The sequence below is a fragment of the Streptomyces longisporoflavus genome, from assembly GCF_014649775.1.
GTDB classification, from domain to species: Bacteria; Actinomycetota; Actinomycetes; order Streptomycetales; family Streptomycetaceae; genus Streptomyces; species Streptomyces longisporoflavus.
In genome coordinates, this window is record NZ_BMTR01000010.1 from 332,981 (window position 1) to 346,887 (window position 13,907).

Below are 13,907 nucleotides of genomic sequence, written 5' to 3' on the forward strand. Positions count from 1 at the left end.
GTGCTCAGACGCTCGCTGTCCACCGTGCTCCTCGTTCTCGCCTGTGTTCTCGTGCCGTTCGGCGCGCTCTCCACCTGGGCGAAGTACGAGATCGAGGACGCCGATCAGTACGTGGCCACGATGGCGCCGCTCGCCTCGGACTCCGCGGTGCGGGACGCGGTGGCGGACGCGGTCACGGACGGGGTGATGAAGGAGATCGACGTAGGGCCGCTGCAGGGCACCGTCGAGTCCTTCGTACGGGACGCGGTGCGGTCCTTCACCGGGACCCCGGCGTTCAGGACGGCCTGGAACGCCGCCAACCGCGAGGCACACGCCGCGGTGCAGGAGGCCCTCACCGACCAGGCGGACGGCGGCGCCGTCACCATCGACCTCGCGCCCATCACCGAGCAGGTCAAGAAACAGCTGGGCGACGACGGCGTGCCGTTCGCGGACCGCATCCCGGTCACGCACACCGAGGTGACGCTCATGCATTCCTCGGATCTCGGTCCCTTCGGAAAGGGATTCCACATGCTCCAGGTCGCGGGCCTCTGGCTGCCGATCGCCGCGGTCCTCCTCGCCGTGGCGGGCATCTTCCTGGCGGTGCGCCGCCGCAGGGCGGTCATCGCCACGGCACTCGGGGCGGCCGTCGGCGGCGCGGTCCTCGCCGTGGCGGTCGCGGTGGGCCGGGGACTGACCCTGAGCGACCTGCCGAAGGACGTATCGCGCCCGGCCGCGGAGGCGGTGTACGACGCCCTGACGTCTTCGCTGAGCGTGGCGGGGTGGGTCATTCTGGGCGTGGGTCTTGCGGTGGCGCTGGCGGCGTGGCTGCTGCGGCGTCGCAGACACCGCCCGTCACCGGCCGCGCCTGGTTCGTCCGCCATCGCCGGACAGGCTGATTGATCCCCACCGGGCTGGATGTTCGATGATCCCGGCCGGGCCGGCACTCCAGCCCGTCCGGCGTTCGAGGACGAACTCGGCGGAGCCGGTGATGAGGGTACGTACAAGGCCCTCGCGCCGGCGACCCGCGGCGCAGCCGCGCTCAGATACAGCCGGGAAGGGGCGGGATCGGGGAAAATGCAACCCTCCCGGGCCCCCCGCCGTCTCTAAGGGAAGATTCCGCGCAGGACCCCAGTCGGACCAGACGGAGAGGCGCCGGCCTTGGACAGCGCAACGGCAGCGAGGACGGCATCCCAAGAGGACTGGCCCGAGCCGGAGGCGAACACGAGGCCAAGGCCAAGGCACCGCCCCTCCGCGTGGCTGGCGGCCCTGCTCCTGGCAGGCGTGACCACCCTCCTCGGCTTCCGCGCCGCCGACTCCGACGGCGCCACCCCCATACCCCAGCTCCTCGCCTTCCTGCCCCTCCTCCTCGCCCCGACCGTCGCCGCCCTGCTCCTCGCGGCGCTCGCCCGCTGGCGCGTGGGCCTCGTCTGGGGAGTCGTCGCGCTCGGCGGCGTCGCCTGGTTCCTGGAGCCGTACGGCAAGGCGGACGACCCGAAGGGCCCCGCGGTCGCCGACGTACGCGTCATGGCGGCGAACGTGCAGTTCGGCCAGGCCACGCAGGGTCTCCTGAAGGCGGTCCGGGAGGAGAAGCCCGACCTCCTCTTCGTCCCGGAGTGCGACTACACCTGCTCGGACACCCTGCGCGACGAACTGCCCCGCTCCGACTACCCCCACCGCACCGCGAGCGAGGCCGGCGGCGCGGAAGGCTCGGTGATCGTCAGCAAACTGCCCCTGAAGAAGGCGAGCGGCCTCGCGGGCACGCTGGGCATGCCCGGCGCCGTGGCCGAGCTGAAGAACGGCCACCAGGTCCGCATCCAGCTCGCCCACCCCATGCCGCCGCTGCCCGAGCAACTCGGCACCTGGCGCACCGAACTCGCCGAACTCCGCGACTACGCCGCCGAGGGCAAGCGCGAGAACCGCTCCACCATCATCGCGGGCGACTTCAACGCCACGCAGGACCACGCGGCGTTCCGCGACATCCTGGACACCGGCGGGGTACGCGACGCCGCCCGCCTGGCGGGGTCAGCCCGCACCGCGAGCTGGCCCGCGGACCTGATGTCACCGCTGGGCGCCCAGATCGACCACGTCCTCGCCACCCCGGACTTCTCGGCGAGCGACGCCCGCTTCCTGGAGATCGGCGACACGGACCACCGGGCTCTGGTGGTGGACCTGACGCTGCACAAGCCGAAGGGGTAGCAAGCGGAGCCGCAGGTCAGACGGAGCCGCAGGTCAGCGGCAGATCAGAGGCAGGTCAGACGCGGGCTCGGAGTGCGCGGACCGGCGACAGCGCCCGCAATAATGGCCGCATGCCCCGCCGCGATCCCCCCGCACCACCGGGCCCCCTGAGCGCTCTGGCCCCACCCCCCTGGCTGGTCAGGACGCTCGAACCGCAGGCGGCTCCGATTCCGTGGGCAGCGGTGGCGCGCGCGTCCATCGCCCTGGCACTGCCCCTCCTCGTCGGCCTGGCGGCAGGGCAGCCCGCGTACGGCGCGCTGGCCTCGATGGGCGCCCTGTCCGGAGTCATCGGCGACACCGCCGACGCGTACCGCATGCGGATCTTCAACATCGCGGTCCCGCAGCTCTTCGGCGCGATCGGCGTCACCATCGGCTCGCTCGTCTTCGGGCACGGCTGGGTCGCCGTCGGCGTGGTCACGCTGGTCGCCCTCGTCTCCGGGATGATGTCGACGATCGGCGCCGTGGCCTCCGTGGGCGGGCTGCTCCTGCTGCTCAACTCCGTGGTGGGCGCGGGACTTCCGATGCCGGGGCAATGGTGGCTGGCCCCGGTCCTGATGACGAGCGGCGGCCTGCTCGTCCTCTTCCTGGCGCTCCTCGCCTGGCCGCTGCGCTCCGGCGTCCCGGAGCGCGCCGCCGTCGCCGCGACCTACCGCAGCGTGGCCGCGCTGCTCGAAGCGGCGGGCACCGAGGGGTACGAGGAGGCGCGTTCGGCGGTCACCACCGCCCTCAACCACGCGTACGACCTGGTCCTGGCCCGCCGCACCCGCGCGCACGGCCGCAACCCTGACCTGGTCCGCCTGGTCGCCCAGTTGAACGCGGTCACGCCCGTCATCGAGGCCGCGCCCGCCGCGCACCAGTGCGGGGTGCCGATGCCGCCGGAGTTCCCCGCGCAGGTACGGCGCCTGGCGGACGCGGTGGCGGCGCCCGGGCGTGCGCCGATCCCCGGCCCTGTGCACCCCGAGTCGCGCGACCCCTCCGCGGACGCGGTCGACCACGCCCTGCGCCACGTCGCCGAGCTGCTCAACGACCCCGACCCGCACGGCATCGTGAACGTCGACGACCGCCTGGGCCGGCCGGCGGCCCTGCGCGTACGGGCGCGCCGAGCGGCCCGTAACGTCATCCTGTCCGGCGCGTCCTGGCGCTACGGACTGCGCCTCGCGCTCTGCATCGGCATCGCGCAGTCGCTGGTCTCCCTGATCGAGGTGCCCCGCTCGTACTGGGTGGCGCTCACCGTCACGTTCGTGCTCAAGCCCGACTTCGGCTCGGTGTTCTCCCGTGCGGTGCTGCGGGCGCTGGGCACGGCGGCAGGGCTTGTCGTGGCGGCGGCGGTCCTGTCCGCGGTGCCGCGGGGCTGGTGGGACGTGCCGGTGATGGTGGTGCTCGCCGCCTTGATCCCGGCGCTCACGCCGCGGGGTTACGGCTACCAGACGGCGGCGATCACCCCGGTGATCCTGCTGCTCTCGGACGTCCTGAATCACCAGGGTTTCGGTCTGGTCCTGCCCCGTCTCCTTGACAGCCTCATCGGCTGTGCGATCTCGCTGGTGGCGGGCTATTTGCTGTGGCCGGAGAGCTGGCACACACGGATCGGCGACCGCCTCGCCGACGCGGTCGCCGATACGGCGTCGTACGTCGAGAGCGCGTTCGGCACGGCGGTGGACGTGGCCGAGCGGGCGCGCATGCGGCGTGGCCTGTACCGGGACCTGTCGGTGATCCGCACGGAGTTCCAGCGAGCCCTGACCGAACCGCCCCCGGTGGGGGCGCGGGCCGCGGCGTGGTGGCCGCTGGTGATCGCCGTGGAGCGCATCGTCGACGCCACCACGGCGGCGCGGGTCCGCATCCGCCACGGCTCCCCGGAGCCGGCCCTCACGGAGGTGGGGGAGGTGGCCGGCCAGCTCCGCGAACTGTCCGAGGGACTCAGGGGCTCCGAAATCCTGGAGGAGGTCTCGACGACCTTCTCCACCACGGGCCCCCGGGACAGCGTCCTGGAACCCCTCCGCCAGGAGGTGGTGGCAGCGCGGGCGATCGCGGGCCCCCCGCTCGGCCCGTCAGATACAGCCGGGAAGGGGCGGGGCCGGGGCTAAAGCACTTCCAGGTCCACCGCGCGGGCCATCGCCGCGTACCCCGCGTCATTCGGATGCAGGTGATCCCCGCTGTCGTAGTCAGGGGCGATCCGCTCCCCGTCCGCCGGATCGGCCAGCGCCCGGTCGAAGTCCACGAACGCGTCGTACTCCCCGGAATTGCGCACCCACTCGTTGAACTCGTCGCTGACCTTCGCCGCCCGCTCCCCGTAGTGATCGGAACCCCCGAGCGGCAGCAGAGTGGCCCCCACCACCCGCACCCCCCTCTCCTTGGCGGCCCGGATCAACGTCCGGTGCCCCGCGATGAGTTCGGCCGCGCTCACCTCCGGCGCGGGCTTGTACGTAGGCGTATCGCTCTCGCTGAACCCGATGTCATTGAGCCCCTCAAGGACGACCACGGTCCCCACCCCCGGCAGATCCAACGCATCCTGCCCGAACCGCGCGGTCCCCCGCTCCCCGTACCAAGCGGAGTCGTTGAGGACGAGATTGCCGCCGATCCCGGCGTTCAGGACGGGACGGGGCGAGCCCGTCTTCGCGAGGCGCTCGGCCAGCGCGTCGGACCAACGCCGGTTGAGGTCCGTGGAAGACGCGAAACCGTCCGTGATGGAGTCGCCGAAGAGCACGATGCCGTCGTTCCGGCGAGCGTTCCCACGCTCGCCGTCCCTCCTTCCGACATCCACGCCCGCAAGGAAGTACCAGGACTCCGACGTCTCGTCGAACGCCTTCGCCCCCACATCCCCGGTGTGCTCCCCCTCCGCCCGGTAACTCGTCGCGAACGACTGCGCGTGGAAGGTCGCGGGACCCGTCGTACGCGCCAGATGCAGGGTGACGGTCACCGACTCGAAGGGCTCCAGCCCCAAGTCCGTACCGTCACTGGAGAGTTGGCCGTGCGCCGGTATCGCGACCGACCGCCGCCCCTCGAAGGTGAGCCGCCGCACTGTCCCCTCCTCCACGGCGGCCCCCTTCCGCGTGCGAGCGATGGTCGCCCCCGCGATGTGCAGCGGCGAGGTCCCGTACGCGTTGGACAGCCGGATGCGCGCTCTGTCGCCGCCCGCGGTGACGCGTACGACCTGGCGCAGGGTGTGGCCGGAGAAGCCGTCCTCCGACCAGTTGGGCTTGAAGCCCGTACTGGCGCGCTGCGGCGACGCGGCCCAGGCGGCGGCCCAGGCGGGCCCGGAAGTGCGAGTACGAGTACGAGAAAGCATGGGAATTCCCCCGGAGTTGAGGCGCTGGAGTCGAGAACCACCGGCCCTTCGACCGGACACCTCAAAGATCCGCCCCCACCAACCCCCGATCAACGACGATCCGTGAAACGATTGCCACGCTCAGACTTATAGATGCAGGTCAGAGACGGACGGGGTGGCGCTGGACGATGGAACGGCAGGAGCTCGAAACCTTTCTGACGCTCGCCGAGGAACTCCACTTCGGCCGCACCGCCGAACGCCTCCTCCTCTCCCAGGCCCGCGTCAGCCAGACCGTGAAGAGACTGGAGCGCAAGATCGGCGGCCCGCTCTTCGAGCGCACCAGCCGCAAGGTGGAGATGTCCCCGCTCGGCCGCCGGCTTTACGACGATCTGGCCCCGCTGCACGTGCGGATGGAGGCCGCGATCGCCCGGGCCAAGGACATGGCGCGCGGCGTCGACGGCGAACTGACCGTCGCCTTTCTCGGCTCGGGCGCGGGCTCGCTGACCTCCGCGATCCTGGCGAAGTTCCGCGAGCGCTGCCCGAACTGCGACGTCCGGATGCGCGAGACGCAGTTCGGCGACCCGCTCGGCGCCCTACGTGGCGGCGAGGCCGACGTGCTGTTCACCTGCCTGCCCGTGGAGGAGCCCGACCTCACCGTCGGGCCCGTCGTCATCAACGAACCCCGCATGCTCGCCGTGCCCCTCGGCCACCGTTTCGCCGGTCGCGACGGCGTGTCCCTGGAAGAGTGCGCGGGCGAGACCTTCTTCGGCGTCGTCAACGGCGCGCCCGCCTACTGGTGGGACTTCCACGTCCCGCCCCGCACCCCCAGCGGCCTGCCGATCCGCCGCGGCCGGGCCGTGGCCGGTTTCCAGGAGCTGATGACGCTGGTCGCCACCGGGCAGGGGGCATCGCCGGTCATCGCGTCCGTGGAGAAGTACTACTCACGGCCCGACATCGCCTTCGTACCCCTGCACGACGTCCCGACGGCCGACGTGGCGCTCGTCTCGCGTACGGCCGCGGCAGGCACCCCGCGCCTGGAGGAGTTCGTACGCGCGGTGCGCGACGCCGTCGCGGCGAACGGCGGCCCGGCACCGTACTGAGGACGGAACCGAGGCACGCAGGTCATGCCACCGGCTGCCGCCGCACGTCCTCCTCGATCAGCATGTCCCGGCGCCCCGTCACCAGGAGCCACGCCGGCAGCGCCGCGACGCACAGCACGGGCAGCAGTTGCAGGTCCATCACCACGACCGCCGCCGTGAACAGACTCAGCCAGCCCTGCCGCGTCGTGGCCAGCAGGACGCCGAGGACGGCGCAGGTGATCGCGAGGGCGGGCGGCACCGCGTCCACGAGCGCGTGCGCGAACATGCCTAGCGCCACCCCCACGAAGACCGCGGGGAAGATCCGCCCGCCACGGAATCCGCAGGTGGCGGCCACACAGAGCGCGAGCAGCTTGACCAGGGCGAGCAGGAGCAGGTTCCCCGCGTCGTGGTCGGCGGCGTGCGCGGTCAGCTCCTTCACCTCGTCCAGGCCCTTGAACAGGGTCAGTTCGCCGCCGAGCGCGCCCAGGACACCGAGTACGAGACCGCCCACGGTCAGCATCAGTACGGGGTGTCCGAGCTGGTGGAAGACGCGGTGGAGGTAGGGGAACGCGTACACCGCGCACAGCCCGACCGCCGCCGCCCCGGTGCTGATGACCATCGCGGAGAGCACGTCGGCCCAGCGCGGCCCCGGGTACGCCTCGACGTCGATCTGGAACGTCGGGTGCGCGATGAGCACCGTCGTCAGCGCCCCCGCGCCCGCCGCCACCAGCGGTGCGAACAGCCGGTCCCACAAGGGGCGCGGGTCGGGGCCCGGAGCGGTGACGGTCTCGGAGAGGATGAGCGCCGCCGCGACCGGCGTACCGAAGAGGGCGCCGATGGTCCCGGCCGCCGCGAGGCCGACCCATTCCGCGGCGGCGGTACGCGGCATGGCTTTCATGCCGAGCGCGTAGGCGAGGGCGATGTTGATCGCCGTGATCGGGTTCTCCGGGCCGAGGCTGACGCCACCCGCCAGGCCCACGATCACGGCGAGCGCGATGCCGGGGAGCACCCGGACGGGCAGCGGCGGGTCGACCAGGCCCAGCGTCGCCGGATCGGGCCCGGCGTGCCCCGGCACCTTCCACACGATCAGCCCGACGACGAACCCCGCCGCCGTCAGCACGCCGATGATCCACCCCGCCGACGTACCGGAAACCCCGACCGCGTCCGGCAGCACGTCCCACAGCAGATCCTGCAACCGCTCGGCGACCACACTGAGCAGCAGCAGGACCAGGCTGGACCCCACCCCTACGAGCAGGGCGGGCACGACGAGCGGCAGCAGCGCGCGGGACCGCGGTGTCATGAACGCCACCGAACCGCCCCCTGCACCTTCCTGCACGCGGTCGGTCAGTGGGCCGCGGGCGGCGGCGTGGGACCCGTACCACCAGGGTTGGTGCCGGCGGAGCCCTCGGCGAACGGGCCGGGCCCGTTGGCGGTGGGCCTCGCACCCCAGCCGCCGGCCGCCGCCCCGCCACCCGGCGGGACGTGACCGGCATCCGGCCCGTCCGGCTGGTCCGTGCAGAGCGCCCAGATGACGAAGAGGGCGATGGCGATCGAGATCAGCGCCCAGATCGGCTGGTACGGCAGCCACAGGAAGTTCAGGACGACGGCGAGCGAGGCGAGCGCGATACCGCACGCCTTGGCCCAGTTCGCGCCCTTGAGAATCCCGTAACCGGTCACCGCGACGAGGATGCCGAGGATGAGGTGGATCCAGCCCCACGCGGTGAGGTTGAACTTGTAGACGTAGTCCCCGACGCGCGTGTAGACGTCGTCCTTCGCGATGCCGGCGATGCCTTCGAACATCCCGAGGATGCCGTTGACCAGCATCAGGACACCCGCGAACATCGTGCCGCCCGAGGCCCACGCGCTCTCGCCCCGCGGGCTGCCCGCGGGGTGACCGCCGCCGCTGCCGCTGCTGCTCATGAGGGCCTCTTCTCTCTCGCCGCCAGGGATTCACAGCCTGTGACAGCGGTACGGGGGCCGCGAGCGGGCTTAGGCCGAACGGGCTACCCCCGGGCGGCGGGAGGTTATCGAGAGGGCCGGGGTCCTCCACGCCCTGCTGGTCGCCCCGTCGCGGCCCTTAGGCCGCCTCGGCGATCGCCCGGACGATCTCCGCGGCCATGCGCCGGATGCCCGGCGAACGGGTGGGGCAGGGGCGGGACTTGGCGGTGGTGGGCGCCAGGCAGAAGTGCAGGTAGTCGTCCTCCCGGTGCAGGGCGGTGCGACCGCTGCCCGGCTCGGTGCAGTACGCCGGGTGCTTCCGCTCGTACGACGTGCACGGCAGTTTCTCCACCCAGGTGTGCCTGCCCGACGCCGGGGCGACCACACGGCCCGCGTCGGCGACGATCCCGCCCGTCGACCGCGCCTGCGCCTCGTAGATGCCGTTGACGCGCCGTACGCGATCCGGCGTGATCGGGTCGGGGCCTTGCAGCACCCACACGATCCGCGGCGGCTTCGACCCCCCGGCGCCGCGGATCTGCGAGGCCAGCGCCTTCGCGTCGGCGGCGTACCGGTCGAAGTACTTCTGGCGCGCCTTGTCGTACGTGATGCCGTCCATGCACGGCGTATAGCCCCACGCGTTGCCCCAGAACTGGAGCACCACGAAGTCCGGCCGCTGCTCGCGCACCAGCACGGCGGCCTTGTCCTTGTCGGGGACGAGCGAGTCGTCGCCGGTGCCGTCGAGGTAGTCGCAGAGGGTGGTGCCGGAGTAGGGCGCGCTGGTGTAGCGCGCGCCGAGCCCGGCGCGGAGCTGGTCGCCGAGGACGGTCTGGTTCTCCATGGCGAGGGAGTCCCCGAGGTAGAGGACCTTCGGAGTCTTCGTCCGGGGTTTCTGCGCGGCGCGCCGGCGGGTCGTCGACGACGGTGGTGATGACGGCGACGACTGCTGCGCCGACGGTGGCGTCGACGGCGATGGCGTCGGGACGCCGGTGGCGGCGGACGGTGCTTTCGGGGCGGGGGCCGGTGCGGCGTTCCCGTCCGACCCGGGGTCCCCGCACGCCCCGAGGAGCAGCACAGCCGCCAGCACCCCGCCCACCCACGGCTTGCGCATGCCACAACTCCCGTCCGGCCGACCGAAAGAGCCCCCAAAAGGCCCCCAAGGCAAGCACAGACGCACCCGCGTGAGAAGACACCGGGGATCACTTCAGGCCCCGGACCGCCTGGCCCGACCCCGGCCCGCCCATTACCCCGGACGTAATCGACCCCCCGGCGACCGGTCGGCAGTCTTGAGTCATCGCCCCGCAAGACGACACGACACGACCACCACCGCACAGGAGGCTGACCCACCATGACCGCACACGACACCGCCGCGTACGAGACCGCCGTCGCCCGCTACTTCGAGGCCTGGAACGTGGAGGGCGCCGAGAACATCAAGAAGGCCGTGGCCGCCGCCTGGACCGAGGACGGCAGCTACACGGACCCGCTGGCCGACGTCGCCGGTCACGAGGGCCTCGCCGCCGTGATCAACGGGGCCCACGAGCAGTTCCCCGGCTTCGAGTTCCGCCAGACCGGCACGGTCGACGGGCACCACGACATCGCGCGCTTCACCTGGGAGCTCGTGTCGCCCGCGGACGGGTCCGCGCCGGTCGCCGGGTTCGACGTCGTCAAGCTGGCCGACGACGGCCGGATTCGTTCCGTCCACGGTTTCCTGGACCGCGTGCCGACGGCCTGAACGAGCAGCAGTTCGCCCTACGGCCGATGACGGTCCGTAGGGCGAACTGGTCCTGCTCTTACTGCTCTTACTGCTGTTGCCGCTTGATCAGCGAGCCACGTACTGCGTGAGGATCGCCTGCACCTCGTAGATGTCGACGCCCTTGGTGAACGTCTTCTGGATCGGCTCGTGGGTTCCGGAGATCCAGATCTTGAGCTCGGCGTCGAGGTCGAAGTGCCCGGCGGTCTCCACCGAGAAGTGCGTGATGCTGCGGTACGGGACCGAGTGGTACTCGACCTTCTTGCCGGTTATCCCCTGCTTGTCGACGAGGACGAGACGGCGGTCGGTGAACAGCAGGGTGTCGCGGATCAGCAGAAACGCCGCCTGCACCTGCTCCCCGTGACCCAGCAGGCGCGCGTAGTCCTGCTGTGCGGTCGCCGGATTGATCGTGTGAGCGTTGCCGAACAGTGCCATGAGAGACCCCCCATTGATGGAACGTGGCTGACTCCCCGAGGCTAGCCCGAGGCTAGTTGGCCCAGTACAGGTACTTCCAGGCACCGTAGGTCGTCGAGTTCACGTTGTCGCCGGACGAGCCGTTGACGTACGTGGAACGCATCCGCGCCTTTACGCCGGACTGGCCGGGCCCCTCCAGGGTGATGGCCGACTTGCCGTTCGTGCCGATCCGGAAGTACTCCGAGTCCGCGGAGTGCCACTTGCCGCCCGAGCGGACCTGGAGGTCGAAGCGCTGCTTGCGGCCCTCGTAGTAGCTCATGGTGGTGGTCAGGACCGGGTCGGCGTTCTTGTGGAACCAGTAGTACGACGTCGAGCCGATCTTCGCCTTCTTGTAGTGCTTGGAGACGGAGGTCGAGATCTTGACCTTGGCGTACGCCGTGGACTTCGCCGACTTGGGCGCGGTGCGGGCGTCGCCCTTGTAGACCGCGGTGACGACGGTGTCCCGCTTCATGTCGACGGTGGCGGAGATGTTGCCGCTGGAGTTGACCTTGCCGGTCTTCAGGAGCTTGTCCGGCTTGTCGCCGCCGTAGGGGTTCGCCCAGATCTCGACCGTGCGGTTCTTGTACGTCGAGCCGAGGTGCGCGGTGAAGGAGACGTCGGCGCCGTAGCCGTAGACGTTGCCGTCCTTGTTGACCGTCAGCGTCGCCTTGGTGCGGGAGACGTCGACCTTGTCGGAGGCGGTGACCTTCGTGTGCTCGGCGTCGCCCTCGTACGTGACCTTGTACGTCACCTTGCCGCCGGCCGGCGGGGTGTCGGTGAAGCTGTAGGAGCCGTCCGCCTTGACGGTGACGGCGGGCAGGGCCTTGCCGTCGGGGCTCTCCAGGTCGGTGCGGGTCACCTGGAGCTTGGTGCCGCTCGGCAGCGGCACGCTCGCCGTGATCTTCCCCTGCACGGTGAGCTTCTTGCCGCGGGTGGCGGTCGAGGGGGCGTTCACCGTGAGGGTCGGGGCGTTCAGGGTCGGGTCGGTGAGCGCCTTGAGGGTGTAGCCGCTGCCCGACTCGGCGATCGCGAAGACCCGCGAGGAGTCCGGGGCCCAGGCCAGATCGGCCGCGCCGATCATGTCGGCCATGCCGGTGTCGTACGTACGGATCGGCACCGTGGTGCCCGGCCGGTAGACCGACACCTTGGCACCCTTGGCCTGGGCGACGAGCCCGTTCGGCGCGATGTCGGCGCGGTGGCCGGAGGGGTAGGCGCCCGCGGCCTTGAACTTCCCGTCGGCGTAGGCGGCCCGCTCGGCGCCGTTGACAAGGACCTGCGGGGCACCCGGCACGAGATCGATGTCACTGATGCCATCGTTCAGCGAGTAGTCGCCGTTGTGCCAGGCGGTCAGCTGCGGTGTGCCGCCGGTGACGTCGACCACGGCCATCGAGTCCGTGGACAGGCCGGTCTCGCCGACGGCGAGCAGACCGGGCGCGGACGGGTCGGTGTCGAGGAGAGCCGCGCCCCAGACCCCGGGGTGCGCCTGCGGGAACAGACCGAGCGTCACCGAGCCGTCCGCCGGGTCGACCGAGCCCAGGTCGCCGTCCCACTGGTCGCCGTACGTGAACCAGACCTTGCCGCCGGCGAAGGCGACGTGGGTCGGACCGTCGGTGGTGGCGACGGTGTAGCGGGCCTTGACGTCGAGAGTGGCCGCGTCGAGGGCGACGACCTCGTGTATTTCCTCGGCGGCCGCGTACAGGGTGGCCCCGTCGGCGGACAGCGCGAGATCGGAGACCCCGCTGACACCGCTCACCGAGTCGACGACGGTGCCGGAGTAATCGGCGGCGAGAACCTTCCCGGCCGTACGGTCACCGACGAAGACCCGCTTGAGCCCGCCATCGGCGACGAGGCCCCCCGGCGACGCGACGACGGCGGTGGCGGCTGAGGCGGGCGCGGCGCCGACGACACTCAGGGCAGCCGAACTGAACAGAACCGCGAGAGCTGTCGCGGTCGAAAGGGTGCGCGTACGCACAGTGTTGTACCCCCACAAGGAATCCCGGTGGATGGCCGGGAGATGAGAGCGCCGCGCAACACCCGGACATGACCGCTGAAGTGCGGTGACGCGCGGGGCGCGGCTGCTGTGGCGCAGCGTATGGCATGGCGGGGACAAATGGGGAGGGGGTTTCGCCCGGGGGGCGCCGGGCTTGCGGCTCCGGCGATAGCATCAGTATCGGGGAGTGCTCCCCGCTTGGGACTGGACAACGGGCTACGCGGCTACTGGAGCTGCCAGGGCTACCGGGATATCGGCAGGAGCGGCAGGTGCGTGACGATGACCGGAGAGACGACCGGTGAGATGACCGGTGATCCGCGGCGGCCGACGCCCCCGCGGCGGAGTGACGCGCGGCGCAACTGGGAGCTTCTGGTGGCGGCGGCCCGCGCGGAGTTCGCCGAGCAGGGGCTCGAAGCGCCGCTCGACGTGATCGCCCGCCGGGCCGGCGTGGGTAACGCGACGCTCTACCGGAACTTCCCCACCCGCGCCGCCCTCATCAACGCCGTCTTCCATGACGTACTGACCGGCACGATGACCGCGGGCGAGCAGGCGCGGACCGCGCCGGACGCCTGGGCCGCGCTGAACGACTATCTGCGGACGGTCTTCGTCACGCTGGCCGCCGACCGGGGCACCAACGACCTCATGACCACCAACCTGGAGGGCATCGACGCGCTCCAGGCCGTGCACGCCCACAACCGCGAGACCATGGACATCCTGCTGAGCCGGGGCCGCGAACAGGGCGTGGTCCGTGCCGACGCCACCACCGAGGACGTGCTGTTCGCGCTCGCCGCGCTCGGGCGTGCCGTCCCGGCGCTTACGGCGGCCACCGCCGCGACGACCCCGGATGCGTGGCGCCGCCCGCTGGCCCTGTTCCTCGACGGCCTGCGCGCCGCACCGGGGGCACCGGAGCTACCGGGCCCGGCATTGACCGCGGCGGGACTCGGCGACGTACTCACGCAATTGGGTCCGCACCGCACGTCCCGCAACGTCAGCGAGTGACCTCAAAGGCGGCGGCTTTTCGACGCGTCCCTATCGGGCGGAGGTGGCGTCGGATCGGGCTCGTGGTCGCCGGTCTCGTGCGGTTGTTGTGCGGCGGCTGCCCGCCGGTTCGCACCGGCCGGACAACAAAGAACCCCCGGGTCCATGACCTGGGGGTTTCTATGGAGCGGGTGACGAGAATCGAACTCGCACTCTCAGCTTGGGAAGCTGAGGTGATCTACGGAC

The 13,907-nt window shown here is 71.3% G+C and carries 11 protein-coding genes and 1 pseudogene; 6 read left to right on the forward strand and 6 right to left on the reverse strand.

What is annotated here, in order from left to right:
• The 3 genes from IE226_RS22380 (at position 1) to IE226_RS22390 (ending at position 4,295) form a co-directional block, all read left to right on the forward strand.
• A complete protein-coding gene (locus IE226_RS22380) occupies positions 1-879 on the forward strand; it encodes a hypothetical protein (protein WP_229871424.1) in 879 nt (292 codons plus the stop codon).
• A 258-nt stretch (positions 880-1,137) separates the two neighbouring features.
• On the forward strand, positions 1,138-2,175 hold the full coding sequence (locus IE226_RS22385; RefSeq protein ID WP_190083087.1) for an endonuclease/exonuclease/phosphatase family protein: 1,038 nt from the start codon (positions 1,138-1,140) through the stop codon (positions 2,173-2,175).
• Between the two features lie 110 nt (positions 2,176-2,285).
• Positions 2,286-4,295, forward strand: coding sequence for an FUSC family protein (locus IE226_RS22390; RefSeq protein WP_190083088.1), 2,010 nt, complete (start codon positions 2,286-2,288; stop codon positions 4,293-4,295).
• Here IE226_RS22390 and IE226_RS22395 read toward each other — a convergent pair.
• Positions 4,292-5,497, reverse strand: a complete 1,206-nt coding sequence (locus tag IE226_RS22395) for an SGNH/GDSL hydrolase family protein (protein ID WP_190083089.1) — start codon at positions 5,495-5,497, stop codon at positions 4,292-4,294. The two genes, IE226_RS22390 and IE226_RS22395, sit on opposite strands and share 4 nt — an antisense overlap.
• 167 nt (positions 5,498-5,664) lie before the next feature.
• Between IE226_RS22395 and IE226_RS22400 the strand changes: the two genes are divergently transcribed.
• Positions 5,665-6,576: a LysR family transcriptional regulator gene (locus IE226_RS22400; protein WP_190083090.1), complete on the forward strand. Its 912-nt coding sequence runs from the start codon at positions 5,665-5,667 to the stop codon at positions 6,574-6,576.
• 22 nt (positions 6,577-6,598) lie between these two features.
• Here the strand turns inward: IE226_RS22400 and IE226_RS22405 are convergent, their stop codons facing one another.
• From IE226_RS22405 to IE226_RS22415, 3 genes and pseudogenes are all read right to left on the reverse strand, one after another.
• Entirely contained in the window at positions 6,599-7,855 is a 1,257-nt protein-coding gene (locus IE226_RS22405) for an ion channel protein (protein ID WP_190083091.1), read from the reverse strand.
• 206 nt (positions 7,856-8,061) lie between these two features.
• A pseudogene (locus IE226_RS22410) lies at positions 8,062-8,475 on the reverse strand (DUF7144 family membrane protein); the annotation flags it as partial.
• Positions 8,476-8,632: 157 nt separating this feature from the next.
• Entirely contained in the window at positions 8,633-9,601 is a 969-nt protein-coding gene (locus IE226_RS22415; protein WP_190083092.1) for an SGNH/GDSL hydrolase family protein, read from the reverse strand.
• 237 nt (positions 9,602-9,838) lie between these two features.
• Between IE226_RS22415 and IE226_RS22420 the strand changes: the two genes are divergently transcribed.
• On the forward strand, positions 9,839-10,222 hold the full coding sequence (locus tag IE226_RS22420; RefSeq protein ID WP_190083093.1) for a nuclear transport factor 2 family protein: 384 nt from the start codon (positions 9,839-9,841) through the stop codon (positions 10,220-10,222).
• An 87-nt stretch (positions 10,223-10,309) separates the two neighbouring features.
• Here the strand turns inward: IE226_RS22420 and IE226_RS22425 are convergent, their stop codons facing one another.
• On the reverse strand, positions 10,310-10,675 hold the full coding sequence (locus tag IE226_RS22425) for a PH domain-containing protein (RefSeq protein WP_190083094.1): 366 nt from the start codon (positions 10,673-10,675) through the stop codon (positions 10,310-10,312).
• A gap of 52 nt (positions 10,676-10,727) precedes the next feature.
• A complete protein-coding gene (locus tag IE226_RS22430) occupies positions 10,728-12,665 on the reverse strand; it encodes a YncE family protein (protein ID WP_190083095.1) in 1,938 nt (645 codons plus the stop codon).
• A 321-nt stretch (positions 12,666-12,986) separates the two neighbouring features.
• Between IE226_RS22430 and IE226_RS22435 the strand changes: the two genes are divergently transcribed.
• Complete coding sequence (locus IE226_RS22435; RefSeq protein WP_190083118.1) at positions 12,987-13,682, forward strand: TetR/AcrR family transcriptional regulator; 696 nt, start codon at positions 12,987-12,989, stop codon at positions 13,680-13,682.
• Positions 13,683-13,907 lie beyond the last annotated feature (225 nt).

Bases quoted from the DNA above. Each gene is read 5' to 3' on its own strand.
- IE226_RS22415 (WP_190083092.1), bottom strand. From the start codon at position 9,601: ATGCGCAAGCCGTGGGTGGGCGGGGTGCTGGCGGCTGTGCTGCTCCTC.
- IE226_RS22420 (WP_190083093.1), top strand. From the start codon at position 9,839: ATGACCGCACACGACACCGCCGCGTACGAGACCGCCGTCGCCCGCTAC.
- IE226_RS22400 (WP_190083090.1), top strand. From the start codon at position 5,665: ATGGAACGGCAGGAGCTCGAAACCTTTCTGACGCTCGCCGAGGAACTC.
- IE226_RS22435 (WP_190083118.1), top strand. From the start codon at position 12,987: ATGACCGGTGATCCGCGGCGGCCGACGCCCCCGCGGCGGAGTGACGCG.
- IE226_RS22425 (WP_190083094.1), bottom strand. From the start codon at position 10,675: ATGGCACTGTTCGGCAACGCTCACACGATCAATCCGGCGACCGCACAG.
- IE226_RS22390 (WP_190083088.1), top strand. From the start codon at position 2,286: ATGCCCCGCCGCGATCCCCCCGCACCACCGGGCCCCCTGAGCGCTCTG.
- IE226_RS22395 (WP_190083089.1), bottom strand. From the start codon at position 5,497: ATGCTTTCTCGTACTCGTACTCGCACTTCCGGGCCCGCCTGGGCCGCC.
- IE226_RS22405 (WP_190083091.1), bottom strand. From the start codon at position 7,855: ATGACACCGCGGTCCCGCGCGCTGCTGCCGCTCGTCGTGCCCGCCCTG.